Raw genomic sequence first — 23,471 nt, 5'->3', positions numbered from 1 at the left:
CACGCCACCCGCACGATCTGACAGCCCGACGCCGTCAGCTCCGCGATCTGCTGAAGCGTCGCGCCGATGTCCGACGTACGCGTCGTCGTCATCGACTGCACCGAGACAGGAGCGTCCCCGCCGACCGCGACGGACCCGACCTGGATCTGACGGCTCTTGCGACGCTCGGCCAGCCTGGTCGGTACGGACGGCATTCCCAGTGAAATCGCAGTCATCTGCTGTGCAACCCCAAGGTGTGGATCAAGGTGAGGATCAAGGTCCCGAGATCAGCGGGCTCCAGCCTTCGAGGTTACGTCACCCCGGGGCGCCCGAGCACATCGCGCCCCAAGAGTTCACGCGAAGGGGCGGGCCGGGCACTCCATGCGCCCGGCCCGCCCCCTACACGCGTACGACACGTACCGCCCGTTAAGAGATCTTCACCGGGTTCACCACGTCCGCCACCAGCACGAGCAGCGTGAAGCAGATGAAGATGCCCGCGACCACGTACGCCACCGGCATCAGCTTCGCCACGTCGAACGGGCCCGGGTCGGGGCGCTTGAAGACGCGGGCGACCGTGCGGCGCAGCGACTCCCACAGGGCGCCGGCGATGTGCCCGCCGTCCAGCGGCAGCAGCGGCAGCATGTTGAAGAGGAACAGGGAGAGGTTGAACCCCGCTACCAGGAACAGCATCATCGCGATCTGGTTCTCCGGCGGGATGTCCAGGGTGAACACCTCGCCGCCGACCCGGGCCGCGCCGACGACGCCCATCGGCGAGTCGGCCTTGCGCTCCTCGCCGTTGAACGCCGCGTTCCACAGGTCCGGGACCTTGGAGGGGATCGCGACCAGCGACTTCACCCCGGAGCGCATCATGTCGCCCATGCGGTCCACGGACTCGCCGAAGGACTGCTGGACGATGCCGGTGGCGGGGCTGAAGCCGAGGAAGCCCGCCGAGGTGGTGCCGGAGGTGTAGTTGCCGGAGCCGTCGATCTTCGCCACGTCGTTCTTGATCAGGCTGGCGTGCAGGTCGAGCGGCTTGCCGTCGCGCTGGACCGTGATCGTGGCGGGGCCGATGGTGTCGCGGATGTGCTTCTGCAGCGCCGACCAGTCGCCGACCTTCTCGCCGTTGAACGCGACGATCTTGTCACCGGCCTTCAGCCCGGCCTGCTTGGCCGGGGCGACCGGGTCGGAGGCCTTGCAGGTGTCGCGCTGCTCCTTCTGCGAGATCACGCAGTCGGAGACCTTGCCCACCTGGGTGGTCTGGGTGTTGACGCCGAACGTCATCATCACGCCGAAGAAGATCGCCACGGCGAGGATCAGGTTCATGAACGGCCCGGCGAACATCACGATCACGCGCTTCCACGGCTTGCGCGTGTAGAAGAGGCGCGTCTCGTCGCCTGGCTGGAGCTCCTCGAAGGCCGCCGAGCGGGCGTCCTCGATCATGCCGCGCCAGGGCGAGGTGGAGCGCGCGGTGATCCGCCCGTCCTCGCCGGGCGGGAACATGCCGATCATGCGGATGTAGCCGCCGAGCGGGACCGCCTTGATGCCGTACTCGGTGTCGCCCTTCTTCCGCGACCAGATGGTCGGGCCGAAGCCGACCATGTACTGCGGCACCCGGATGCCGAACATCTTGGCCGTGGAGAGGTGGCCCAGCTCGTGCCACGCGATCGAGACGAGGAGGCCGACCACGAAGACGACTATGCCGAGGACCGTCATCAGAATCGTCATGCGCGCGCCTCCGCTGTCGCCTTCACCGCGAGTTCACGGGCCCGGGCCCGTGCCCAGGTCTCCGCTTCCAGGACGTCCGAGACCGTGAGGGAAGTTCCCTCGCCGGGGGTGCCGTGCTCGGCGACGACCTCTGTGACCGTATCCATGATTCCGTTGAAAGGCAGCCGTCCCGCGAGGAAAGCGTCCACGCACTCCTCGTTCGCGGCATTGAACACCGCCGGAGCCGTATCCCCCAGCTCCCCGACGTGCCGGGCGAGTCCGACCGAGGGGAAGGCCTCGGTGTCGAGGGGGAAGAACTCCCAGCTCGACGCCTTGGTCCAGTCGAAGGCCGGGGCCGCGTCGGGCACCCGCTCGGGCCAGCCGATGCCGATGGCGATCGGGCCGCGCATGTCGGGCGGGGTGGCCTGGCAGAGCGTGGAGCCGTCGGTGAACTCGACCATGGAGTGGACGTACGACTGCGGGTGGACGACGACCTCGATCCGGTCGAAGGGGATGTCGTACAGCAGGTGCGCCTCGATGACTTCGAGGCCCTTGTTGACCAGGGTGGCCGAGTTGACGGTGATCACCGGGCCCATGGCCCAGGTGGGGTGCGCGAGGGCGTCCTGCGGGGTCACGTCGGCGAGCTCCGCGCGCGTACGGCCGCGGAAGGGGCCGCCGGAGGCGGTGACGACCAGCTTGCGGATGTCGGCGCGGGTGCCGGCGGCCAGGGACTGGAAGAGGGCGGCGTGCTCGGAGTCGACCGGGATGATCTGGCCGGGCTTAGCGAGCGCCTTCACCAGCGGGCCGCCGACGATCAGCGACTCCTTGTTGGCGAGCGCCAGGGTGCGGCCCGCCTTCAGGGCGGCCAGGGTCGGCGCGAGGCCGATGGAGCCGGTGATGCCGTTCAGGACGGTGTGGCAGTCGGAGGCGGCGAGCTCGGTGGCCGCGTCGGGTCCCGCGAGGATCTCGGGGAGCGGCTCGGCGCCGTACTGCTCCTTCAGCGCCTCGCGCAGCGCGGGCACCGCGTCCGGCTTGGCGACCGCGACCGTGCGGACCCGCAGCCGGCGCGCCTGCTCGGCCAGGAGCGCGACCCGTCCGCCCGACGCGGCGAGCGCGGTGACGCGGAACCGGTCGGGGTTGCGCAGCACCAGGTCGATGGCCTGGGTGCCGATGGACCCGGTGGAGCCGAGGACGACGATGTCCCGGCGGCCTTCGGCGGGGTCGAAGGCGATGTGCGGGTCGGCGAGGGGGGCTGGGCTGTCGCTCATGCCCCCATTCTTGCCGCATCGGCTGTGCGCCGGGTAAGCACTCCCCCGTGCCGGGGCCGCGCGGCGCGGTCCGGGGGCCGCCGGGACACCGGGGAGCGGGGCCCCTCGGTGTCCCAACTGCCCTGCGGATTCAGCGGATCGGGCGGTGGACGTTGTCCCGCTTCGCCGGTCCGGGGGTCGCGTCCGCGATCCACGGGCCCTCGCCCGACGGGTCGACGACGCCCTCCTCCAGCCAGGTGTACGCCCCGGCCAGGACGCCGGTGACGACCTTGCGGTCCAGGTCGTCGGTGTTGGCCCACAGCCGCTCGAAGAGCTCGTCCACCCGGATCCGGGCCTGGCGGCAGAAGACGTCGGCCAGCTGGTGCGCCTCGCGGCCGTGGTCGCCGGTGGTACGCAGCAGCTCCGCCCGTACGCACGCGGCGCTCATCGCGAACAGTTCTGCGCCGATGTCGACGATCCGGCCGAGGAAGCCCTGCTTGGTCTCCATCCGGCCCTGCCAGCGCGACATCGCGTAGAACGTGGAGCGCGCCAGCTTGCGGGCGGACCGCTCGACGTACCGGACGTGCTGCGCGAGGTCGCCGAACTCGCTGTAGGAGTTGGGCAGTTGGCCCGGTCCGGAGAGGAGTTTGGGCAGCCAGCGGGCGTAGAAGGCGGCGGCGTTGGCGCCCGCCTTGGCCTTGTCGGGCAGCTTCTTGTCGGGGTCGATCAAGTCCCCGGCGACGGAGAGATGGGCGTCGACGGCCTCCCGGGCGATCAGCAGGTGCATGATCTCGGTGGAGCCCTCGAAGATCCGGTTGATGCGCAGATCGCGCAGGATCTGCTCGGCCGGTACGGCCCGCTCGCCGCGGGCGGCCAGCGAGTCGGCGGTCTCGAAGCCGCGTCCGCCGCGGATCTGGACCAGCTCGTCGGCCATCAGCCAGGCCATCTCGGAGCCGTACAGCTTGGCGAGCGCGGCCTCGATGCGGATGTCGTTGCGGTCCTCGTCGGCCATCTGCGAGGACAGGTCGAGCACCGCCTCCAGGGCGAAGGTGGTGGCCGCGATGAACGAGATCTTGCTGCCCACCGCCTCGTGCTGTGCGATCGGCTTGCCCCACTGCTCGCGCGCCGCCGACCACTCGCGGGCGATCTTCAGACACCACTTGCCGGCGCCGACGCACATCGCGGGCAGCGAGAGGCGGCCGGTGTTGAGCGTGGTCAGGGCGATCTTCAGGCCGGCGCCCTCGGGGCCGATCCGGTGCGCGGCGGGGACGCGGACCTGGTGGAAGCGGGTCACGCCGTTCTCGATGCCGCGCAGGCCCATGAAGGCGTTGCGGTTCTCCACGGTGACGCCGGGCGAGTCGGCCTCGACGACGAACGCGGTGATGCCGCCCTTGTGCCCCTCGGACTTCGGCACCCGGGCCATGACGACCAGCAGGTCCGCCACGACGCCGTTGGTGGTCCACAGCTTCACCCCGTCGAGCACGTAGGCGTCGTCGCCGTCCGGGACCGCCGAGGTGGCGAGCCGGGCCGGGTCGGAGCCGACGTCGGGCTCGGTGAGCAGGAAGGCGGAGATGTCGGTACGGGCGCAGCGCGGCAGGAAGGTGTCCCGCTGCTCCTGGGTGCCGAAGAGCTTCAGCGGCTGCGGTACGCCGATCGACTGGTGCGCCGAGAGCAGCGCGCCGATCGCGGGGCTGGCGGAACCGGCCAGCGCGAGCGCCTTGTTGTAGTACACCTGGGTGAGGCCGAGGCCGCCGTACTTGGTGTCGATCTTCATCCCGAGGGCGCCGAGCTCCTTGAGCCCGTTGATCACCTCGTCGGGGATCCGCGACTCGCGCTCGATGAGGGCGCCGTCGATCTTCGTCTCGCAGAAGTCCCGCAGTTTGGCGAGGAACGCCTCGCCGCGCTCCACGTCCTCGGTGGCGGGCAGCGGGTGCGGATGGATGAGGTCGAGCCGGAAGCGCCCGAGGAAGAGTTCCTTCGCGAAGCTCGGCTTGCGCCAGTCCTGCTCGCGCGCGGCTTCGGCGACCCGGCGCGCTTCGCGCTCGGAGACCTTCGGTGTGCCGTGTGGTGCGGTCATTGAGGGGTACTCCTCGCCGCGAGGTGGTCGGGGCGCGCGCACGCACCCGTTACCGGACAGTGCTACTCGTCCGTATGTACCCGATTCCGGGCGGCCCGACCACCCCTGGGACGCGAAACGGCCGGAGCCCGCTGGTGGGCTCCGGCCGTCTCCGTACGTACGTCCTAGAGGGCGAGGCCCGTCAGGACGAGCACGCGCTCGTACGTGTAGTCGTCCATCGCGTAGCGGACGCCCTCGCGGCCGACGCCGGAGGCCTTGGCGCCGCCGTACGGCATCTGGTCCGCGCGGTACGAGGGGACGTCGCCGACGATCACGCCGCCGACCTCCAGGGCGCGGTGGGCGCGGAAGGCGGTCTGCAGGTCGTGCGTGAAGACGCCCGCCTGGAGGCCGTACTTGGAGGAGTTGACGGCCGCGAAGGCCTCCTCCTCGCCGTCCACCTTCTGCACGGTGAGGACCGGTCCGAAGACCTCCTCGCAGGCGAGGGTGGTGTCGGCCGGGACCTCGGTGAGGACGGTCGGGGCGTAGGCGGCGCCGTCGCGCTTGCCGCCGACGAGCAGCTTGGCACCGGCCTGGACGGCCTCGTCGACCCAGGACTCGACGCGCTTGGCGGCGTCCTCGCTGACCAGCGGGCCGACGTCGGTGGCGGCGTCGGACGGGTCACCGGTGACCTGGGCCTCGACGGCCGCGACGACCTTCGGCAGCAGCCGGTCGTAGACGGCGGCGTCGGCGATCACGCGCTGCACGGAGATGCAGGACTGGCCGCCCTGGTAGTTGGAGAAGGTGGCGATACGGGTCGCCGCCCAGTCCAGGTCCGCCTCGGAGGCGAAGTCGGCGAGGACCACGGCCGCGCCGTTGCCGCCGAGCTCCAGGGTGCAGTGCTTGCGCGGCACCGAGTCCATGATCGCGTAGCCGACCTTGTCGGAGCCGGTGAAGGAGATGACCGGGAGGCGGTCGTCCTGCACCAGGGCCGGCATCTTGTCGTTGGCGACCGGCAGGATGCTCCAGGAGCCGGTCGGGAGCTCGGTCTCGGCGAGCAGCTCGCCGAGGATGAGGCCCGAGAGCGGGGTGGCCGGGGCCGGCTTGAGGATGATCGGCGCGCCGACGGCGATGGCCGGGGCGACCTTGTGGGCGCACAGGTTCAGCGGGAAGTTGAACGGCGCGATGCCGAGGACGACGCCCTTGGGGAAGCGGCGGGTCAGGGCGAGGCGGCCCACGCCGCCGCCGTCGGTGTCCAGGCGCTGGGCCTCGCCGCCGTTGAACCGGCGGGCTTCCTCGGCCGCGAACCGGAAGACGGACACGGCGCGGCCGACCTCGCCGCGGGCCCACTTGATGGGCTTGCCGTTCTCGGCGGAGATGAGCTGGGCGATCTCCTCGGTGCGCTCGGCGAGGCGCTTGGAGACGTGGTCGAGGGCCGCGGCGCGGACGTGCGCGGGGGTCGCGGCGAACTCGTCGACCACGGCGTGGGCGGCGGCGACGGCCTCCTCGACCTGGGCCTCGGTCGGAACGCTCACCTTGCCGACCAGCCGGCCGTCCCAGGGGGAGGTGACGTCGAAGCTGTCCTCACCGGTGGCCTGGCGGCCGGCGAGCCAGAAGGCGTGGGTGGAAGTCATGATCGAATCCCGGCCCTTCCGAGGTAGTGGGTCTACTGTCCCTCCCACCGTAGGCCGGTCCGGCCAAGTCGGCGTTTGTCCGGGGTGGAGTGGTGGGGACCGCGGGCACGCCGGTTTGGATGGCCCCTCCCCGCCCCTTCCCGAAAGCCCTCTGGCGGGCGGCCGGGGGCTGCGTTCATCTGCGGCCCGGTGGTGGGCTGATCGCGCAGTTCCCCGCGCCCCTGAAGATGCCGCTCCGCGGCAATCCCCTGGGCGCCCCGCAGGGGCGCTTCCAGGGGCGCGGGGAACTGCGCGAGCAACCCACCACGGTCCGCAGCCGAACGACCTAGCCCTCGCCGCGCGTGCCCGTCGCCTTCAGCGCCAGCCACAGCTCCATTCGGACGTCCGGGTCGTCCAGGGAGCGGCCCAGGATCTCCTCCACGCGGCGCATCCGGTACCGGAGCGTGTGCCGGTGCACCCCCAGGTCCGCCGCCGCCGCGTCCCACTGCCCATGCCGCGACAGCCACGCCCGCAGCGAGGCGACGAGATCGCCCCGCCCGGTCGCGTCGTGCTCGTACAGCGCCCGCAGCATCCCGTCCGCGAACGCCCGTACCGCGTCGTCCGCGAGCAGCGGCACCAGCGAACCCGCCACCAGCTCCTCGTGCTCGACCAGCGGCCGGCCCCGGCGCCGGGCCACCGCGAGTGCCTGCTCGGCCTGCTTGTACGCGGACGCCGCCGCGATCGGCCCGGCCGGGGCGGACAGGCCGATGACCAGCTCGGCGCCCTCCTCCGGCTCGAAGGAGACGCACGCGGCCACCGCGTCGCCGCCGTCGGCCGCGAGGACCACGAGCCGGTCGCCCTCGGGGACCACCAGGACCGCCTCACCGGAGCGCGCCGCCGCCGACTCCATCGCCTCGGCGAGCACCCCGAGGTCGGCCGACTCCCCCTCCTTCTCCGCGATGGCGAGCCGGAACGGGGCGTCCAGCAGCCCGCCGTACAGATCGCCCGCCACCGCCCGGGCGTGGTCCTGCTGCCCGGACAGCAGCATGCCGAGCACCGCCGCGCCGAGGCGCTGCTCGGCCAGTTGCAGGGCCCGCGACCGCTCGGTGGTCAGGGTCAGCAGCGCGACCGCGGAGTGCACCGCGTACCGCTCGGCCGTGCCCAGCGGCGCCCCCGTGCCGACCGCGAGCGCCCCGCGCACCCGCCGCCCGGTGCCGAGCGACTGGAGCTCGACGCGGTCGTCCGAGCGGTCGTCGGAGCCGCCGACCACCGCGCTGGCCGGGGCGGCCCGGTCGCGCAGGCGGGCCACGTCGGCGGTGAGCCGGGCCGCCCGGCGCCCCGCCCACTCCGGCTGCACCGCGACCACCGCGCCCGCCGTGTCGTACAGCGCCGCCCAGCCGTCCACGTGCGCCGCGAGCCGGGCGAGCAGCTCGCCGGGGCCCGCGAGCGCGGCCCGGGTCAGCTCGCGCTGGGCCTCGAAGCCCGCGGTGACCGCGCGGTACTGGTCGGCCGCGATGGCCGCCGAGACGGCCTTGGAGATCGCCAGGAACGGGGTGCGGCGCGGCACCTCGAGAAGGGGGAAGTCCTCCTCGCGGGCCGCGTCGAGCAGCGCGTCCGGCACCGTGTCGTAGGTGACGCCGACCGCGAAGCCGAGCCCGACGACCCCGGCGCCGGAGAGCCTGCGCACATAGCGCCGCATGGTCTGGGGGTCCTCGGCGTCCAGCTTCATCGCGGTGATGAGGAGGAGCTCGCCGCCCTCCATGTAGGGGACGGGGTCGGCGAGCTCGCTGACGTGCGCCCAGCGCACCGGCGTGTCCAGCCGGTCCTCGCCCGCGCGCACGGTGAGCTTCAGCGCCGAGTGCTGGACGAGGGAGGCGAGGGTGGGCGGCATGGGGGGCTTCGACGACCTTCGAGGGGTACGAGGGGGAATGCGCCGTCCCGTATGAGGGCGCACCTCGATTCTGCCAGGACGGCGGGGTCACGGCGCCCGCCGCGACCCCCTCGGCTCAGCCCCGCAGGTCCACCAGGAGCGGCGGCGCGTGCTCGCCCCCGACGTCGGTGAGCGAGAGCACCGCGTGCCCGGCGGGCACCTGGTGGGCGAGCTGGGAGGCGGACCAGCGCTCCCGCTCCACCTTGCGCACGGTGACCGCGTCCCGGGTCACCGGCTTGCCCGTGGCGAGCTTGCGCAACGCGTGCAGCGCCCGGGTCAGCGGCTGGTCGGCGAAGACCGCGTGCTTGGCGACCTCCGTGGTCTCGATCCACTCGGTGCCCCACAGCTGCGCCAGGAGCTGTCCGTCCCAGGTGGTGACCCCGCAGAACGCCATGTGGCAGCCGACCGCCGCGAGCAGCGAGGTGTGCAGCCGTTCGGGTACGTCGCCCAGCGCGCGCAGGGTGAGCACCACCCCGGCGTTGGCCTGCCGCAGCCGTTGCAGGGCCCGTACGGAGCCCGCGGTCACCGCGTGCGTGGCGTCGTCCAGGACCAGGCAGGCGAAGAGCGAGCGGTCGTGGCGGGCCACCGCGTTCGTCGTGAACTGGGCCAGCAGCAGCCGGTTGAGGAGCCGCGCCGCCTCCGGGTGCGCCCGCTCGGGCAGGTCGACCCTCACCCGTACGGGGTGTTCCAGGGCGCGCAGCGAGAACGGGCGGCTGTGGCCGGTGGTGTCGAAGAAGGCGGCGAAGGCGGGCCGGTCCAGACAGGCGAGGCGGTCCGCGAGGTCCAGGCCCGGGTCGCCGGGGATGCCTGTCTGCCGGACGCGCGCGTCCAGTTCGCGGTGGAGCGCGGGGTGCGCCTCGCGGTCGAGGTCGGCGCGGAGCTCGTCCAGCGCGTCGCCCGAGCCGTCGAGCAGCTCGCGCAGCCGGGGCACCGAGGGGAAGCGCCCGTACGCGGCCCGGTAGGGCCCGAGGAGCTGGGCGAGCGCGGTCGCGGCCCGCCGGACGTCGGCGTCGGGCAGGTCCCCGGCGCAGGCCTCCGCGAGCAGGGCGGCGGCCTCGTCGGGGTCGACGGTGCCGCCGTAGAGGTCCAGGTCGTACTCGGACGCCGGGTCGCCGGGCCGCACGATCACGTCGTACGCCTCGTCCGCGCCCAGCGGTGTGCCCGCGGCGCCGACGGCGACCACGGCGGCCTGCCCGGCCAGCGCCTGGAGCGCCAGCGACTCCACCACGGGCCGCACCAGACGGCGGGTCTTGCCCGCGCCGGAGGGGCCGAGGGCGAGCAGCGAGGTGCCGAGCGCCGCCGGGTCGACGGCGGCGCCCGCGCCCCGGCGGGCGGGCGGGTTGTTGTCCAGGTCCACGAACCGGCCGAGCCGCACCTGGGAGGTGAGCAGGTCGTGGGTGGCGGCGCGGGCGGGCAGGTCGCGGTCGCCGGAGGGGTGCAGACAGGCGCGGGCCCCGTCGCGCAGCACCGCGTCCGTGAACGCGGGGAGCCGGGCCGGGTCGGCGACCACCGACGTCCAGGCGCGGCGGATGCGGGCGCAGTCCACGTCGTTCATGCGGCCGCTCTCCGCGTCGGCGGCCAGCCGGTCGGCGGCCGCGTGCTGCCCGGCCTCGCGCAGCTGGGGCCAGTCGGCGGGGCTGCGGTCGGCGGGGGCTCCGGCGGGGGCGGGCGTCCGGACGCCCGGGCGGCCGGTGCGCTCGCGGAAGAGCCCGAGCCAGTCGCCCGCCCGGCCACAGACCCACAGCGCGGCCACCACTACCACTACGTGGTAGACGGTGGTCACCGTGTCGGTGGCGTCCTTGGTGGCCACCGGGTCGTCGCTGAAGATCCACGAGTGCGGCACCACGCCGAAGGCCAGCGAGTAGAACGGCAGCCAGTCGTCGGCCCAGATCACGAACCAGGCCAGGGCGACCGCCACCAGCGCGGTGCGCACCGCGCGCGCGGGCTGCGGGTGATCCACCGCGTACCGCCGGAAGACCTCGCGCCAGTTGCCGAAGTGGCCGAAGACGTAGATGACCGCGACCGCGACCAGGCTGTTGTAGGCGGCGAGCGCGGTCAGCGCGGCGGGGGGCCTGCGGTGGAACCCCCACCAGTCGGACGGGGTGAACAGTTCGAGCGGCACCATCCGGTGCGGCACGTATCCGTTGCGCCACAGCGACCACACCAGGACGGCCGCGAGCAGCGCGATGACCGCGCCGCTGAGCAGCGCCCGGTCCGGCACCCGGTGGACGGCGTCGGTGGGGCGCGGCCGGTGCCCGTACCGCCACAGGCCCGGCTCGGCGGCCGCGCGCGGGGTCCGCAGCCACTCGCCCAGCGGCGGGCGCCCGGGGGGCCGGGCGGGCTGCGGCGGGAAGGCGGGAGGCGGCGCCGGGACGGGCGGCGGCGCGGCAGGGCGCGGCACCGGCCGCGCCTCGGTACCCCGTGCGTCGTGCGTGCCTTCGGTGTCCATCGACCCTTTGCCCCCTGACCAGCCAGGTCCGTAACCGAGTCCAGCGGCCAATCTAAACGGAACGACGGAACTACGGGGCGTAGCGTGGCGGCTGTTTGAGCCCGGTCTTTGTCCGCGGGCCGGTGGCGGATTGCCGCGCAGCGGCATTTGAGGGGCGCGGGGAACTGCGCGACCAGCCACAGACGAGCCGCACCCGACCGACCAGACATCCCGCGTTGCTATGTCCGCGACGGACAACGACACACCCCCACCACTCCCGAACGGCGCATGCCCGCACCCCGCGCCGGGCCCTAGCCTGCGAAGAAAGCCAAGGAAGCGTCCAAAACCCCCGCGTCCGAAGACGCAGATCACCCAGGAGCCCTCATGACCGCGATCCCGCAGGAGCGCCGCATCGTCACCGCGATCCCCGGCCCCAAGTCGCAGGAGCTGCAGGCCCGCCGCGTCGCCGCGGTCGCCGCCGGCGTGGGCTCCACCCTGCCCGTCTTCACCGCGCGCGCGGGCGGCGGCATCATCGAGGACGTCGACGGCAACCGTCTGATCGACTTCGGTTCCGGCATCGCCGTGACCTCGGTCGGCGCCTCCGCCGAGGCCGTCGTGCGCCGCGCCTCCGCGCAGCTCGCGGACTTCACCCACACCTGTTTCATGGTCACGCCGTACGAGGGCTACGTCGAGGTCGCCGAGGCCCTCGCCGAGCTGACCCCGGGCGACCACGCCAAGAAGTCCGCGCTGTTCAACTCCGGCGCCGAGGCCGTCGAGAACGCCGTCAAGATCGCCCGTGCGTACACCAAGCGCCAGGCCGTCGTCGTCTTCGACCACGGCTACCACGGCCGTACCAACCTGACGATGGCGCTGACCGCCAAGAACATGCCGTACAAGAACGGCTTCGGCCCGTTCGCGCCCGAGGTCTACCGCGTCCCGGTCGCCTACGGCTACCGCTGGCCGACCGGTCAGGACAACGCCGGTGCCGAGGCGTCCGCCCAGGCCATCGACATGATCAACAAGCAGATCGGCGCCGACAACGTCGCCGCGATCATCATCGAGCCGGTCCTCGGCGAGGGCGGCTTCATCGAGCCCGCCAAGGGCTTCCTGCCCGCGATCGCGCAGTTCGCCAAGGACAACGGGATCGTCTTCGTCGCCGACGAGATCCAGTCCGGCTTCTGCCGCACCGGCCAGTGGTTCGCCTGCGAGGACGAGGGCATCGTCCCGGACCTGATCACCACCGCCAAGGGCATCGCGGGCGGTCTGCCGCTCTCCGCCGTGACCGGCCGCGCCGAGATCATGGACGCCGCGCACGCGGGCGGCCTCGGCGGCACCTACGGCGGCAACCCGGTGGCCTGCGCCGGCGCCCTCGGTGCGATCGAGACCATGAAGGAGCTCGACCTCAACGGCAAGGCCAAGCGCATCGAGGAGGTCATGAAGGGCCGCCTCGCCGCCATGGCCGAGAAGTTCGACATCATCGGCGACATCCGCGGCCGCGGCGCCATGATCGCCATCGAGCTGGTCCAGGACCGCGCCACCAAGGAGCCGAACGCGGCCGCCGCCGGCGCGCTCGCCAAGGCCTGCCACGCGGAGGGCCTGCTGGTCCTGACCTGTGGCACCTACGGCAACGTGCTGCGCTTCCTTCCGCCGCTGGTCATCGGCGAGGACCTGCTGAACGAGGGCCTCGACATCATCGAGCAGGCCTTCGGCACGCTCTGATCATCGGGCCGGGGGTCCGGCCTGTGAAGAACGTGTGGGGGGCCGATGGCGGGATGGGGATCCGGCTGTCGGTCCCCCTCCCACTGCCGTACGGTTTCTGCAGATGAGAGAAACACCTCGCCCGCAGGAGACTGCGGGCGGCTCCAGGGCGGCGCATCCTCAGCCTCGTTCTGGGCGTGCCCTGGCGCACACCGCCGGTGCCTCTGGCTCCGGAACTCCTCACCGATCGGATGGCCGTCCGCCCCACACCCCCCGGGGCGAACGGCACACCGGTCAAGGCGACCGCCCCGGAACCTCCCCCCCTGTTCCGGGGCGGTCGGCTTTCCTCCTCACCGCCTTCGCCGCCCTCGCGGTCTTCTTCGCGCTTTTCACCTGGCAGGTCGTGGCCGACGGCCCGCTGCGCCGACTGGACGAACGCGTCGGCGGCCACCTCGCGGGCCGGGGCCCGCAGGGCGTGGCCCAGGCGCTCGCCGACCTCGGTTCGATGCCCGTGGCCCTGCCGCTGCTCGCACTCGCCCTCGGGTACGCGGTGTGGCGCGGCGCCCGCATGGACGCGCTGATCGCGGCCGCCACGATGGCGCTGGTCCCGGCGCTGGTCGTGCCGCTGAAGATCTGGACCGACCGCGCGGGCCCGCTCACCACCGACACCGGCTACTACCCGTCCGGCCACACGGCCACCGCGATGGTGGCGTACGGCGGCGCCGCCCTGCTGCTCGCCCGGTACACCGCCCCGCGCCGGGCATGGGTGATGCCCGCCGCCGCGGGCGTGCTCACCGCGGCGACGGGCACCGGTCTGGTGCTGCACGGCTACCACTGGCCCCTGGACGTGCTGGCGAGCGGCTGCCTGTGCGGGATGCTCCTGCTGCTCAGCTCCACGGGTATGCGTCGAAGTTCTTCGAGAACTCGCCGCCGTTGAACCGGTCCCAGTTGACGGACCAGGTCATCAGACCGCGCAGCCCCGGCCAGCTCCCGTGGGTCTGGTACGAGCCGCAGTTGGCCTTCTTGGTGAGGCAGTCCAGCGCCTTGGTGACCTCGGCGGGGGCCGTGTAGCCGTTGCCCGCGTTGGTGGACGCCGGCAGGCCGATGGCGACCTGGTCGGGACGCAGTGCCGGGAACATCTTGCTGGTGTCCCCTGCCACCGGGAAGCCGGTGAGCAGCATGTCGGTCATGGCGATGTGGAAGTCCGCGCCGCCCATCGAGTGGTACTGGTTGTCCAGGCCCATGATCGAGCCCGAGTTGTAGTCCTGGACGTGCAGCAGGGTCAGATCGTCGCGCAGGGCGTGGATGACCGGCAGATAGGCACCGCAGCGCGGGTCCTGCCCGCCCCAGGGCCCCGACCCGTAGTACTGGTATCCGAGCTGCACGAAGAACGTCTCCGGGGCCATCGACAGCACGAACTTCGATCCGTACTTGGCCTTCAGCGTCTTCAGCGCCGATATGAGGTTCACGACGACCGGGGTGGTCGGGTTGCGGAAGTCCGTGTCGCCGGTGTTCAGCGAGAGCGAGTGGCCCTCGAAGTCGACGTCGAGGCCGTCGAGTCCGTACTCGTCGATGATCTTCGAGACGGACGCGACGAAGGTGTCGCGGGCGGCCGTGGTGCTGAGCTGGACCTGGCCGTTCTGGCCGCCGATGGAGATCAGGACCTTCTTGCCCGCGGCCTGCTTGGTCTTGATGGCGGCCTTGAAGTCGGCGGCGGACTCGACGCCGGGGCACTCGCTCACCGGGCAGAGGGTGAACCGGATGTCGCCGGAGGTGACCGAGGTCGGCTCGCCGAAGGCCAGGTCGATGACGTCCCAGGAGTCGGGGACGTCGGCCATCCGGGTGTAGCCGGAGCCGTTGGCGAAGCTGGCGTGCAGATAGCCGACGAGCGCGTGCGTCGGCAGACCGCCGCCCGGGTTGCCTCCCCCGCCGCTGGTGGTGGAGGCGGTGACGGCGGCGGACTTCGCGGACTCACCGGCCGTGTTGGTGGCGGTGACCTGGAAGGTGTACGCGGTGGACGCGGCCAGGCCCGTCACGGTGGCCGAAGTCCCGCTCGCCGAGAGGACCTTGGAGCCGCCCTGGTAGACGTTGTAGCCGGTGGCGCCGGGGACGGCGGCCCAGCTCAGGGCGATGCTGGAGGAGGTCGCGGAGCCCGCGGTGAGGCCGGTGGGGGCGGCCGGGAGCTGGACGGGCCCGCCGCCGGGGCCCAGCAGGCTCACGTCGTCGGCGTAGTAGGCGCCGGTGCCGTACCAGCCGTGCGTGAAGATCGTGACCGAGGTGGTGTTCGCGCCGGTCTTGAAGGTGGTGGTCAACTGCTGCCAGGACGGGGCGGATTGGGTCCAGGTGCTGACGTCGGTGGTACCGGTGCCGGAGGCGCCCAGATAGACGTAACTGCCCTGCACCCACGAGCTGAGCGTGTACGTGGAGTCGGGCTTGACCTGGACGGTCTGGGAGCACTGGGCGTTGTCGCTCCCGGCCGGGGTGGCCTTGAGGGCCTTGGTGCCGCCGTGCACGGGCGAGGCGACCACCGTGCCGCTGCCCGCCGTACAGCTCCAGCCGTCCAGCGCGGCCTCGAAGCCGCCGTTGCGGGCGAGTTCGGTGTCGGCGGCGCGGGCGGTCTGCGCGGAGGCGACCAGGGCGCCCGCGGCGAGGACGGCCGCCGTGACGGCGGCGAGAAGCCTGGGAGGTCTGGCCGATCTGGTGAGACTGGCAGGACTGACGGATCTGACAGGTCTGGTGAGACTGGCGAGGCGTCCGGTGCGGTCCACAACGTCCTCCGGGCATGGGGGGATCGGATCCGGGATGGCGGGGATGAGGCCGAGCCCGCCACAATGTGGTCCAGACCAATCGGGTTGTCAAGACCTCTGGCAGTACCTCGCTCAGTCCCGTCCCTCCCGCTCCTCCCGCGCGATCTGCGCCGCCGCCTCGTGCATGGCGAGTTCGAGGAGCGCGGGGTCGGTGAGGGTGCCGGAGCCGTCGGGCGGCACCAGCCAGCGCACCCCGCCGCTGACCCGGCCCGGGTAGGGGACCACGATCCAGGTGCCCTGTCCGGCACCGCGCACCCCGGTGCCGAGCCAGCGCGCGGCCGTGCCCGGGGGTACGAAGAACCCCAGCCGGGCGTCGCCGAAGTCGGCGAGGACGGGGCCCGGCCGGTCGACCAGCCGGAGCAGGACGTCGAGCGCGGGGTGCCCCAGTTCGCCGGGCAGGATCAGTACGTCCCAGCGCCTGCCGGCGGGCAGGAGGGCGACCCCGAGGGGGTTGCGCTCCCACTCCCACCGGCAGGCGTCTGGATCCGGCGCCACCGACGCCAGCCATTCCACCGCTGTCTTCGGGCCCGAGCCATTCATCACCCGGTCTTCCTTCCGTGAGCGCGGACTTGCGTTCACGTGGAGAGAGCGGGGTCGGGCCCGGCTATGACGCGGGTTTCGCTACTTAACGGTAGTGAACCGGCTCACACCAAGATCACCGGTTGTGCGCCCCCCGGCGCGGCACCGGCGCGTAACGATCTAGTTGAAAAGGTGACGGGTGGCCGATTCCCCGAACCGCCACCCGTCACACCTCATTGATGAACCGTCAGCTGTCGAAGCCCAAGCCCGCCCGATCCATCGCCTTCAGCCACAAGTTGCGGCGGCCCCCGTTCGCGTCCGCTCTCGCCAGCGCCCACTTCGTGATGCCGATGCCCGCCCAGGCGACCGGCTCCGGGGGGAACGGGAGGGGCTTCTTGCGGACCATTTCCAGGTCCGTGCGCTCGGTGCGCTCCCCCGCCAGCAGGTCGAGCATCACGTCCGCGCCGAAGCGGGTCGCGCCGACGCCCAGGCCGGTGTACCCGGCGGCGTACGCGACCTTGCCGCCGTGGGCCGTGCCGAAGAACGCCGAGAAGCGCGAGCAGGTGTCGATCGCCCCGCCCCAGGCGTGGCTGAAACGCAGCCCCTCCAGCTGCGGGAAGCAGCGGAAGAAGTGCTCGGCCAGCTTGAGGTAGGTGGCGGGCCGGTCGTCGTACTCGGCCCGTACCTTCCCGCCGTACTTGTAGATCGCGTCGTAGCCGCCCCACAGGATGCGGTGGTCGGCGGTGATCCGGAAGTAGTGGAACTGGTTGGCCGAGTCGCCGAGGCCCTGCCGGTTCTTCCAGCCGATCGCGGCCAGTTGCGCCGGGCTCAGCGGCTCGGTCATCAGCGCGTAGTCGTAGACCGGGACGGTGTACGCGCGCACGCGCTTGACCAGGGACGGGAACACATTGGTGCCGAGCGCGACCCGGCGGGCGCGGATCCGCCCGTACGGCGTACGCACCACCATGCCCGGACCGGCCGAGACCAGGTCGAGGCCGGGGGTGTGCTCGTAGATCCGTACGCCCAGTTCCAGACAGGCCCGCTTGAGGCCCCAGGCGAGCTTGGCGGGGTGGAGCATCGCCACGCCGCGCCGGTCCCAGAGGCCGCCGAGGAAGGTCGGCGAGTCGACCTCGGCCCGCATCGCCTCCCCGTCGAGCAGTTCGAGGCCCTCGAAGCCGAGCCCCACCGCCTCCTCGTGCATCTCGTGCAGTTCGTCGAGCTGGTGCGGCTCGGTGGCCACGTCGATCTCGCCGGTGCGCTCGAAGTCGCAGTCCAGGGAGTAGCGGGCGACGGCCGCCTCGATGGCGTCGAGGTTGGCCGCGCCCAGCTTCTCCAGGCGGGGCATCTCGTCCGGCCAGCGGGCCAGGCCGTTGCCCAGGCCGTGGGTGAGGGAGGCGGCGCAGAAGCCGCCGTTGCGGCCCGAGGCCGCCCAGCCGATCTCCTTGCCCTCGATGAGCACGACGTCTCGGCCGGGCTCGCGCTCCTTGGCCAGGAGCGCGGTCCACAGTCCGCTGTAGCCGCCGCCGACGACGAGCAGGTCGCACCGCTCGTCGCCCGCGAGGGCGGGGTGGGCACCGGGCCTGCCCGGGTCCTCCAGCCAGAAGGGGACGGGCTGGGCGTCCGTCAGTGAATGGGCTGCTGCACTGCTCATGGCTCGGGTTACGGCCATGATTTCCAACTCCCTCGAAGGGTTCGGCAGTTATTGCTCAGGCTTTCGCGCTGTTGCTGCGCCGGTTCGCGACGAGCTGGCCGGCGACGACCACCACTACGGCGATGACGAACATGGCCGTACCGATGACATTGATCTGAACGGGCGTGCCCCGCTGTGCGGATCCCCAGACGAACATGGGGAACGTCACGGTGGAGCCCGCGTTGAAGTTGGTGATGATGAAGTCGTCGAAGGAGAGCGCGAAGGCGAGCAGCGCGCCCGCGACGATTCCGGGGGCGGCGATCGGCAGGGTGACCCGGACGAAGGTCTGGACCGGTCCCGCGTACAGATCGCGCGCGGCCTCCTCCAGCCTCGGGTCCATCGACATCACGCGCGCCTTGACCGCCGTCACCACGAAGCTGAGGCAGAACATGATGTGGGCGATGAGGATGGTCCAGAAGCCGAGCTGCGCGCCCAGGTTGAGGAAGAGCGTCAGCAGCGAGGCGGCCATGACGACCTCGGGCATCGCCATCGGCAGGAAGATCAGCGAGTTGATCGCGCCGCGCGCCCGGAACCGGTAGCGCACCAGCGCGAAGGCGATCATCGTGCCGAGCACGGTCGCGCCGAGCGTCGCCCAGGTGGCGATCTGGAGCGAGAGCGAGAGCGAGCCGCACATGTCGGCGACGCCGCACGGGTCCTTCCAGGCGTCGGTGGAGAACCGCTGCCAGGAGTAGTTGAAGCGCCCGTTCGGCTTGTTGAACGAGAACACCATCACGACGACGTTCGGCAGGATCAGGTACGCGAGGGTCGCGAGCCCCGCGATGACGATCACATTGCGTCGGAGCCAGCGCATCAGACCAGGTCCTCCGTCCCGGCTCGGCGGATGTAGACGGTGACCATGACCAGCACGATCGCCATCAGGATGAAGGAGAGGGCGGCGGCCGTCGGATAGTCGAGGACCCGCAGGAACTGCGACTGGATCACGTTGCCGACCATCTTCTGGTCGGTGGAGCCGAGCAGTTCGGCGTTGACGTAGTCGCCGCTCGCCGGGATGAAGGTGAGCAGCGTGCCCGAGACGACGCCCGGCATGGAGAGCGGGAAGGTCACCTTGCGGAACGTGGTCGCCGGGGTCGCGTACAGGTCACCGGCGGCCTCGTGCAGCCGCGGGTCGATCCGCTCCAGGGACGTGTACAGCGGCAGGATCATGAACGGCAGGAAGTTGTACGTGAGGCCGCAGACCACCGCCATCGGCGTGGCCAGTACGCGGTCGCCCTCGGTGAAGCCCAGCCAGCTCGTCACGTCCAGCACGTGCAGCGAGTTGAGCGCGTGCACCACCGGTCCGCCGTCCGCGAGGATCGTCTTCCAGGCGAGCGTGCGGATCAGGAAGCTGGTGAAGAACGGCGCGATGACCAGCACCAGGATCACATTGCGCCAGCGCCCCGCCTTGAAGGCGATCAGATACGCCAGCGGATAGCCGAGCAGCAGGCAGAGCAGCGTCGCGGTCCCCGCGTACAGCAGCGAGCGCACGAACTGCGGGTAGTACTCCTTGAAGGCGTCCCAGTAGGTCTGGAAGTGCCAGGTGACCTGGAAGCCCTTCTCCAGGGAGCCGGTCTGCACCGAGGTGGAGGCCTGGTAGACCATCGGCAGCGCGAAGAAGACGACCAGCCAGAGGAGGCCGGGCACCAGCAGCCAGTAGGGCACCAGCCGCTTGCGCACCGACGCCTTGCGTACGGGGAGGTCGGCGGCCGGGGGCGCCTCGGTCAGGGCGCTCACGCGGCGTCCTCGACCTTCTCCACGCCCGCGTCGATCGCCTGCGCCGCGTCGAGCCCGAAGGTGTGCGCCGGGTTCCAGTGCAGGACGACCTCGGCGCCGGGCACCAGACGGGTGTCGCGCTCGATGTTCTGCTCGTACACCGAAAGCCCCTGACCTGCCGGGGAGTCGATGACGTACTGGGTGGAGACGCCGATGAACGAGGAGTCGACGATCCGTCCGGGGACCCGGTTGCGGCCCGCCGCTATCGAGCCCTCGTCGTCCTTGTGGGCGAGCGAGATCTTCTCCGGGCGCACGCCCACGAGGATCTTCCCGCCGCTGGTGTCGGGGGCCGAACATCGCCCGCCGGGCAGCTTCAGCTTGGCCCCGCCCGCCGTGACGACGAGGTCCTCGCCGCTCTTCTCGACGACCTCCGCCTCGATGAGGTTGGAGGTGCCGAGGAAGTTCGCCACGAACGTGGTCCTCGGGTTCTCGTAGAGGTCGGCGGGGGCGCCGAGCTGCTCGACGCGGCCGCCGTTCATCACCGCGACCGTGTCGGCCATGGTCATGGCCTCCTCCTGGTCGTGGGTGACGTGGATGAAGGTGATGCCGACCTCGGTCTGGATGCGCTTGAGCTCCAGCTGCATCTGGCGGCGCAGCTTGAGGTCGAGGGCGCCGAGCGGCTCGTCGAGGAGCAGCACCTGCGGGTGGTTGATGAGCGCGCGGGCGACCGCCACGCGCTGCTGCTGGCCGCCGGAGAGCTGGTGCGGCTTGCGCTTGGCGAAGTCGCCGAGCTGGACGAGCTCCAGCATGTCGTCGACCTGCTTCTTCACCGACTTGATGCCCCGGCGGCGCAGCCCGAAGGCGACGTTCTCGGAGACGTCCAGGTGCGGGAAGAGCGCGTACGACTGGAAGACGGTGTTCACCGGACGCTTGTAGGGCGGCAGGTCGGTGACGTCCTTGTCGCCGAGGAAGACGGTCCCGGTGGTGGGCTCCTCCAGTCCGGCGATCATGCGCAGGGTGGTGGTCTTGCCGCACCCGGAGGCGCCGAGCAGGGCGAAGAACGAGCCCTGCGGGACGGTCAGTTCGAGCGGATGGACGGCGGTGAAGGAGCCGTACGTCTTGCTGATCCCGGTGAGGCGGACGTCGCCGCCGTCGTTCTTGTCGTCAGTCATGGGTTGCGATCCCAGGGGTGGAGAGGGACGAGGGGAGGGGGTCTTGGGGGGGTGGTCAGGCGCCGATGAGCTTGGCGAACTTCTCCTCGTACTTGGTCTCCTCCTCGCTGCTGAGCGAGCGGAAGGAGTGCGCCTTGGCGGCCATGGCCTTGTCGGGGAGGATCAGCGCGTTCTCGGCCAGCTTCGGGTCGATCTTGCTCAGTTCGTCACGTACGCCGTCGACCGGGCACACGTAGTTGATGTACGCGGCGAGCTGGGCCGCGACCGCCGGCTCGTAGTAGTAGTCGATCAGCCGCTCGGCGTTGGCCTGGTGCCGGGCCTTCGCGGGGATCAGCAGGTTGTCGCTGGAGAGCATGTAGCCGGCGGCCGGGATCGCGTACTTGATGTCCGGGTTGTCGGACTGGAGCTGGGTGACGTCACCGCCCCAGGCGACGCACGCGGCGAGGTCGCCCTTGTCCAGGTCGCCCGTGTAGTCGTTGCCGGTGAAGCGCCGGATCTGCTTCTTGTCGACGCCCTTCTGGAGCCGTCCGATCGCCGCGTCGTAGTCGGCGTCGGTGAACTTCGCCGGGTCCTTGCCCATGTCGAGCAGGGTCATCCCGACGGTGTCGCGCATCTCGGTGAGGAAGCCGACGCGCCCCTTGAGGGTGGGGTCGTCGAGCAGCTGGGTGACCGAGTCGACCCTCCGGCCGCCGGTCGCCTTGGAGTTGTAGGCGATGACGGCCGGGATGCCGGTCCAGGGGTACGAGTAGGCGCGGCCCGGGTCCCAGTCGGGGGTGCGGAACGGCGCCGACAGGTTGGCGAAGGCGTGCGGCAGGTTCGAGGCGTTGAGCTTCTGCGCCCAGCCGAACCGGATGAGCCGCCCGGCGAGCCAGTCGGTGACGACGATGAGGTCGCGGCCGATGTCCTGGCCGGCCGCGAGCTGCGGCTTGATCTTGCCGAAGAACTCGACGTTGTCGTTGATGTCCTCGGTGTACTTGACCTGGATGCCGGTTCGCTTGGTGAAGGCGTCCAGCGTCGGCCGGTGCTTCTTGTCGTCGCTGACGTCCATGTACTCGGTCCAGTTGGAGAAGTTGAGCACCTTCTCCTTGGCCGAGTGGTCCGTCGACGCCGGGGCCTGGCCGTCCGCCTTCTTGGCGGCGGGGATGCCGCAGCCGGTGAGCGCGGCGAGGCCGCCGGCGGTGAGCGCGCCGAAGCCCGTGGCCCGCATCAGCGAGCGGCGGGTCAGGGCGCCCCGGCCGCTGGTCAGGCTGCGCTGTATGGCGGCCAGTTGGGCCCCGGACAGGCGGTCCGGCTCGTACTGCTCCATGCGCTGTGTGCCCTTTCGGGTGGAGGTGGCGGCCGCTGGTCGGACGGCCGCTCACGCGGCGGCGCCGCTGATCGGATGCTTTATCGGTCCCCGAAGATCGTGCGGTGCCAGTCCTTCGCAGCGACCGCCGTATTGTCGTACATCACATGCTTGACCTGCGTGTACTCCTCGAAGGAGTAGGCCGACATGTCCTTTCCGTAGCCACTCGCCTTGTAGCCGCCGTGCGGCATCTCGCTGATGATCGGAATGTGGTCGTTGACCCAGACGCACCCGGCCTTGATCTCCCGGGTGGCGCGGCCCGCGCGGTAGACGTCCCGGCTCCAGGCGGAGGCGGCGAGACCGTACGGGGTGTCGTTGGCGAGCCGGATGCCCTCGTCGTCGGAGTCGAAGGGCAGGACGGCGAGGACGGGCCCGAAGATCTCGGACTGGACGACCTCGCTGTGCTGCGGCGCGTCGGCGACGAGGGTGGGCAGGTAGAAGGCGCCCTGGTTCTCGGGGGCCGCGCCACCGGTGACGATCCGTGCGTACGAGCGGGCGCGCTCCACGAAGCCTGCGACGCGGTCGCGGTGGACGTGGCTGATCAGCGGGCCCATGTCGGTGGCGGGGTCGAAGGGATCACCGACCCGGACGGTCGCCATCAGATCGGCGACCCCCGCCACGAAGGCGTCGTAGAGCGGCCGCTGTACGTACGCGCGCGTGGCGGCGGTGCAGTCCTGGCCGGAGTTGATGAGGGAGGCGGCGACCGCGCCGTGCACGGCGGCTTCGAGGTCGGCGTCGTCGAAGACGACGAACGGCGCCTTGCCGCCGAGCTCCAGATGGGTCCGCTTGACGGTGGCGGTGGCGATCTCGGCGACGCGCTTGCCGACGGCGGTGGACCCGGTGAAGGAGGTCATGACGACGTCGGGGTGCCCGACGAGGTGCTCCCCGGCGTCGCGCCCGGCGCCGGAGACGATGTTGAGTACCCCGTCCGGAATCCCGGCGGCGGTGGCGGCCTCGGCGAAGAGGAGCGAGGTCAGCGGGGTGATCTCGGCGGGCTTGAGGACGATCGTGTTGCCGGCGGCGATGGCCGGGAGGACCTTCCAGGCGGCCATCTGGAGCGGATAGTTCCAGGGCGCGATGGAGCCGACGACACCGATGGCCTCGCGGCGGACGTACGAGGTGTGGTCGCCCGAGTACTCCCCGGCGGACTGCCCCTGGAGGTGGCGGGCGGCCCCCGCGAAGAACGCGGTGTTGTCGACGGTCCCCGGGACGTCGAACTCCCGGCTGAGCTTGATCGGCTTCCCGCACTGGAGCGACTCGGCCTGCGCGAACTCCTCGGCGCGGTCGGCGAGGACGGCGGCGAACCGGTGCAGGGCGTCGGAGCGCTCGGCCGGGGTGAGGGCGGCCCACGCGGGGAAGGCGTCCTTGGCGGCGGCGACGGCGGCATCCACGTCGGGGGAACCCGCCAGCTCGTAGGTATAGACGACGTCACCCGTCGCGGGGTCGACGACGTCCTGCTTACGCCCGGAGGTACCGGGGACGAACCGCCCACCGATGTACTGGGCGCCGCCTTCGAAACGGTCCTGCGCCGGGAAGCGACTGCTGTTGCTGTTGCCCATCTCGCTCACGGTCTCCG

17 protein-coding genes are annotated in these 23,471 nt (G+C 71.5%); 2 read left to right on the top strand and 15 right to left on the bottom strand.

Annotated features, from left to right (window positions below; all coding sequences use genetic code 11):
* The 7 genes from IE252_RS21790 to IE252_RS21760 form a co-directional block, all read right to left on the bottom strand.
* Positions 1-215 (bottom strand): flavodoxin-dependent (E)-4-hydroxy-3-methylbut-2-enyl-diphosphate synthase (locus IE252_RS21790; protein ID WP_190091099.1); only part of this gene is annotated, 215 nt, incomplete at its 3' end.
* 190 nt (positions 216-405) lie between these two features.
* Complete coding sequence (locus tag IE252_RS21785; RefSeq protein ID WP_190091098.1) at positions 406-1,704, bottom strand: M50 family metallopeptidase; 1,299 nt, start codon at positions 1,702-1,704, stop codon at positions 406-408.
* Positions 1,701-2,951 carry a 1-deoxy-D-xylulose-5-phosphate reductoisomerase gene (gene dxr / locus IE252_RS21780; protein ID WP_190091097.1) on the bottom strand — a complete coding sequence of 417 codons (1,251 nt, stop codon included), beginning with the start codon at positions 2,949-2,951 and terminating at the stop codon, positions 1,701-1,703. The genes IE252_RS21785 and dxr overlap by 4 nt, the downstream gene beginning before the upstream one ends.
* Positions 2,952-3,081: 130 nt before the next feature.
* Entirely contained in the window at positions 3,082-5,007 is a 1,926-nt protein-coding gene (locus IE252_RS21775; RefSeq protein ID WP_190091096.1) for an acyl-CoA dehydrogenase family protein, read from the bottom strand.
* A gap of 164 nt (positions 5,008-5,171) precedes the next feature.
* Complete coding sequence (locus IE252_RS21770) at positions 5,172-6,617, bottom strand: aldehyde dehydrogenase family protein (RefSeq protein WP_190091095.1); 1,446 nt, start codon at positions 6,615-6,617, stop codon at positions 5,172-5,174.
* A gap of 325 nt (positions 6,618-6,942) precedes the next feature.
* Positions 6,943-8,487, bottom strand: a complete 1,545-nt coding sequence (locus IE252_RS21765; protein ID WP_190091094.1) for a PucR family transcriptional regulator — start codon at positions 8,485-8,487, stop codon at positions 6,943-6,945.
* Positions 8,488-8,602: 115 nt separating this feature from the next.
* The gene (locus tag IE252_RS21760; protein WP_190091093.1) at positions 8,603-10,975 is read right to left on the bottom strand and encodes an ATP/GTP-binding protein; all 2,373 of its coding nucleotides are present in this window, start codon (positions 10,973-10,975) and stop codon (positions 8,603-8,605) included.
* A 363-nt stretch (positions 10,976-11,338) separates the two neighbouring features.
* Between IE252_RS21760 and gabT the strand changes: the two genes are divergently transcribed.
* Together gabT and IE252_RS21750 are read left to right on the top strand one after the other, a co-directional pair.
* On the top strand, positions 11,339-12,673 hold the full coding sequence (gene gabT, locus IE252_RS21755; protein WP_190091092.1) for a 4-aminobutyrate--2-oxoglutarate transaminase: 1,335 nt from the start codon (positions 11,339-11,341) through the stop codon (positions 12,671-12,673).
* A 103-nt stretch (positions 12,674-12,776) separates the two neighbouring features.
* Positions 12,777-13,589, top strand: a complete 813-nt coding sequence (locus IE252_RS21750; protein ID WP_190091091.1) for a phosphatase PAP2 family protein — start codon at positions 12,777-12,779, stop codon at positions 13,587-13,589.
* Here IE252_RS21750 and IE252_RS21745 read toward each other — a convergent pair.
* From IE252_RS21745 to IE252_RS21710, 8 genes are all read right to left on the bottom strand, one after another.
* Positions 13,540-15,288, bottom strand: coding sequence for a chitinase (locus IE252_RS21745; RefSeq protein WP_229848696.1), 1,749 nt, complete (start codon positions 15,286-15,288; stop codon positions 13,540-13,542). The two genes, IE252_RS21750 and IE252_RS21745, sit on opposite strands and share 50 nt — an antisense overlap.
* 243 nt (positions 15,289-15,531) lie before the next feature.
* On the bottom strand, positions 15,532-15,999 hold the full coding sequence (locus IE252_RS21740) for a hypothetical protein (protein ID WP_190091089.1): 468 nt from the start codon (positions 15,997-15,999) through the stop codon (positions 15,532-15,534).
* 226 nt (positions 16,000-16,225) lie between these two features.
* Entirely contained in the window at positions 16,226-17,629 is a 1,404-nt protein-coding gene (locus tag IE252_RS21735) for an NAD(P)/FAD-dependent oxidoreductase (protein ID WP_190091088.1), read from the bottom strand.
* A gap of 55 nt (positions 17,630-17,684) precedes the next feature.
* Positions 17,685-18,479 (bottom strand): ABC transporter permease, encoded by a 795-nt coding sequence (locus IE252_RS21730; protein ID WP_190091087.1) that lies wholly within the window; start codon positions 18,477-18,479, stop codon positions 17,685-17,687.
* The gene (locus tag IE252_RS21725; protein WP_190091086.1) at positions 18,479-19,399 is read right to left on the bottom strand and encodes an ABC transporter permease; all 921 of its coding nucleotides are present in this window, start codon (positions 19,397-19,399) and stop codon (positions 18,479-18,481) included. The genes IE252_RS21730 and IE252_RS21725 overlap by 1 nt, the downstream gene beginning before the upstream one ends.
* The gene (locus tag IE252_RS21720; RefSeq protein ID WP_190091085.1) at positions 19,396-20,550 is read right to left on the bottom strand and encodes an ABC transporter ATP-binding protein; all 1,155 of its coding nucleotides are present in this window, start codon (positions 20,548-20,550) and stop codon (positions 19,396-19,398) included. Before IE252_RS21720 ends, IE252_RS21725 begins: the two co-directional genes overlap by 4 nt.
* A gap of 55 nt (positions 20,551-20,605) precedes the next feature.
* Positions 20,606-21,856 carry a polyamine ABC transporter substrate-binding protein gene (locus IE252_RS21715; RefSeq protein ID WP_190091084.1) on the bottom strand — a complete coding sequence of 417 codons (1,251 nt, stop codon included), beginning with the start codon at positions 21,854-21,856 and terminating at the stop codon, positions 20,606-20,608.
* A gap of 80 nt (positions 21,857-21,936) precedes the next feature.
* On the bottom strand, positions 21,937-23,454 hold the full coding sequence (locus IE252_RS21710) for a gamma-aminobutyraldehyde dehydrogenase (protein ID WP_190091130.1): 1,518 nt from the start codon (positions 23,452-23,454) through the stop codon (positions 21,937-21,939).
* Between the last annotated feature and the right edge of the window lie 17 nt (positions 23,455-23,471).

It is taken from the genome of Streptomyces melanogenes, assembly GCF_014649795.1.
Classification (GTDB): Bacteria; Actinomycetota; Actinomycetes; order Streptomycetales; family Streptomycetaceae; genus Streptomyces; species Streptomyces noboritoensis.
The sequence above is the reverse complement of the archived record's forward strand: the minus strand, read 5'-3'. Positions and strand labels throughout refer to the sequence as shown.

Excerpts from the sequence above, each read along its gene's own strand:
- IE252_RS21785 (WP_190091098.1), bottom strand. The coding sequence starts at position 1,704 with ATGACGATTCTGATGACGGTCCTCGGCATAGTCGTCTTCGTGGTCGGC.
- dxr (WP_190091097.1), bottom strand. The coding sequence starts at position 2,951 with ATGAGCGACAGCCCAGCCCCCCTCGCCGACCCGCACATCGCCTTCGAC.
- IE252_RS21775 (WP_190091096.1), bottom strand. The coding sequence starts at position 5,007 with ATGACCGCACCACACGGCACACCGAAGGTCTCCGAGCGCGAAGCGCGC.
- IE252_RS21770 (WP_190091095.1), bottom strand. The coding sequence starts at position 6,617 with ATGACTTCCACCCACGCCTTCTGGCTCGCCGGCCGCCAGGCCACCGGT.
- IE252_RS21765 (WP_190091094.1), bottom strand. The coding sequence starts at position 8,487 with ATGCCGCCCACCCTCGCCTCCCTCGTCCAGCACTCGGCGCTGAAGCTC.
- IE252_RS21760 (WP_190091093.1), bottom strand. The coding sequence starts at position 10,975 with ATGGACACCGAAGGCACGCACGACGCACGGGGTACCGAGGCGCGGCCG.
- gabT (WP_190091092.1), top strand. The coding sequence starts at position 11,339 with ATGACCGCGATCCCGCAGGAGCGCCGCATCGTCACCGCGATCCCCGGC.
- IE252_RS21750 (WP_190091091.1), top strand. The coding sequence starts at position 12,777 with ATGAGAGAAACACCTCGCCCGCAGGAGACTGCGGGCGGCTCCAGGGCG.
- IE252_RS21740 (WP_190091089.1), bottom strand. The coding sequence starts at position 15,999 with ATGAATGGCTCGGGCCCGAAGACAGCGGTGGAATGGCTGGCGTCGGTG.
- IE252_RS21735 (WP_190091088.1), bottom strand. The coding sequence starts at position 17,629 with ATGAGCAGTGCAGCAGCCCATTCACTGACGGACGCCCAGCCCGTCCCC.
- IE252_RS21730 (WP_190091087.1), bottom strand. The coding sequence starts at position 18,479 with ATGCGCTGGCTCCGACGCAATGTGATCGTCATCGCGGGGCTCGCGACC.
- IE252_RS21720 (WP_190091085.1), bottom strand. The coding sequence starts at position 20,550 with ATGACTGACGACAAGAACGACGGCGGCGACGTCCGCCTCACCGGGATC.
- IE252_RS21715 (WP_190091084.1), bottom strand. The coding sequence starts at position 21,856 with ATGGAGCAGTACGAGCCGGACCGCCTGTCCGGGGCCCAACTGGCCGCC.
- IE252_RS21710 (WP_190091130.1), bottom strand. The coding sequence starts at position 23,454 with ATGGGCAACAGCAACAGCAGTCGCTTCCCGGCGCAGGACCGTTTCGAA.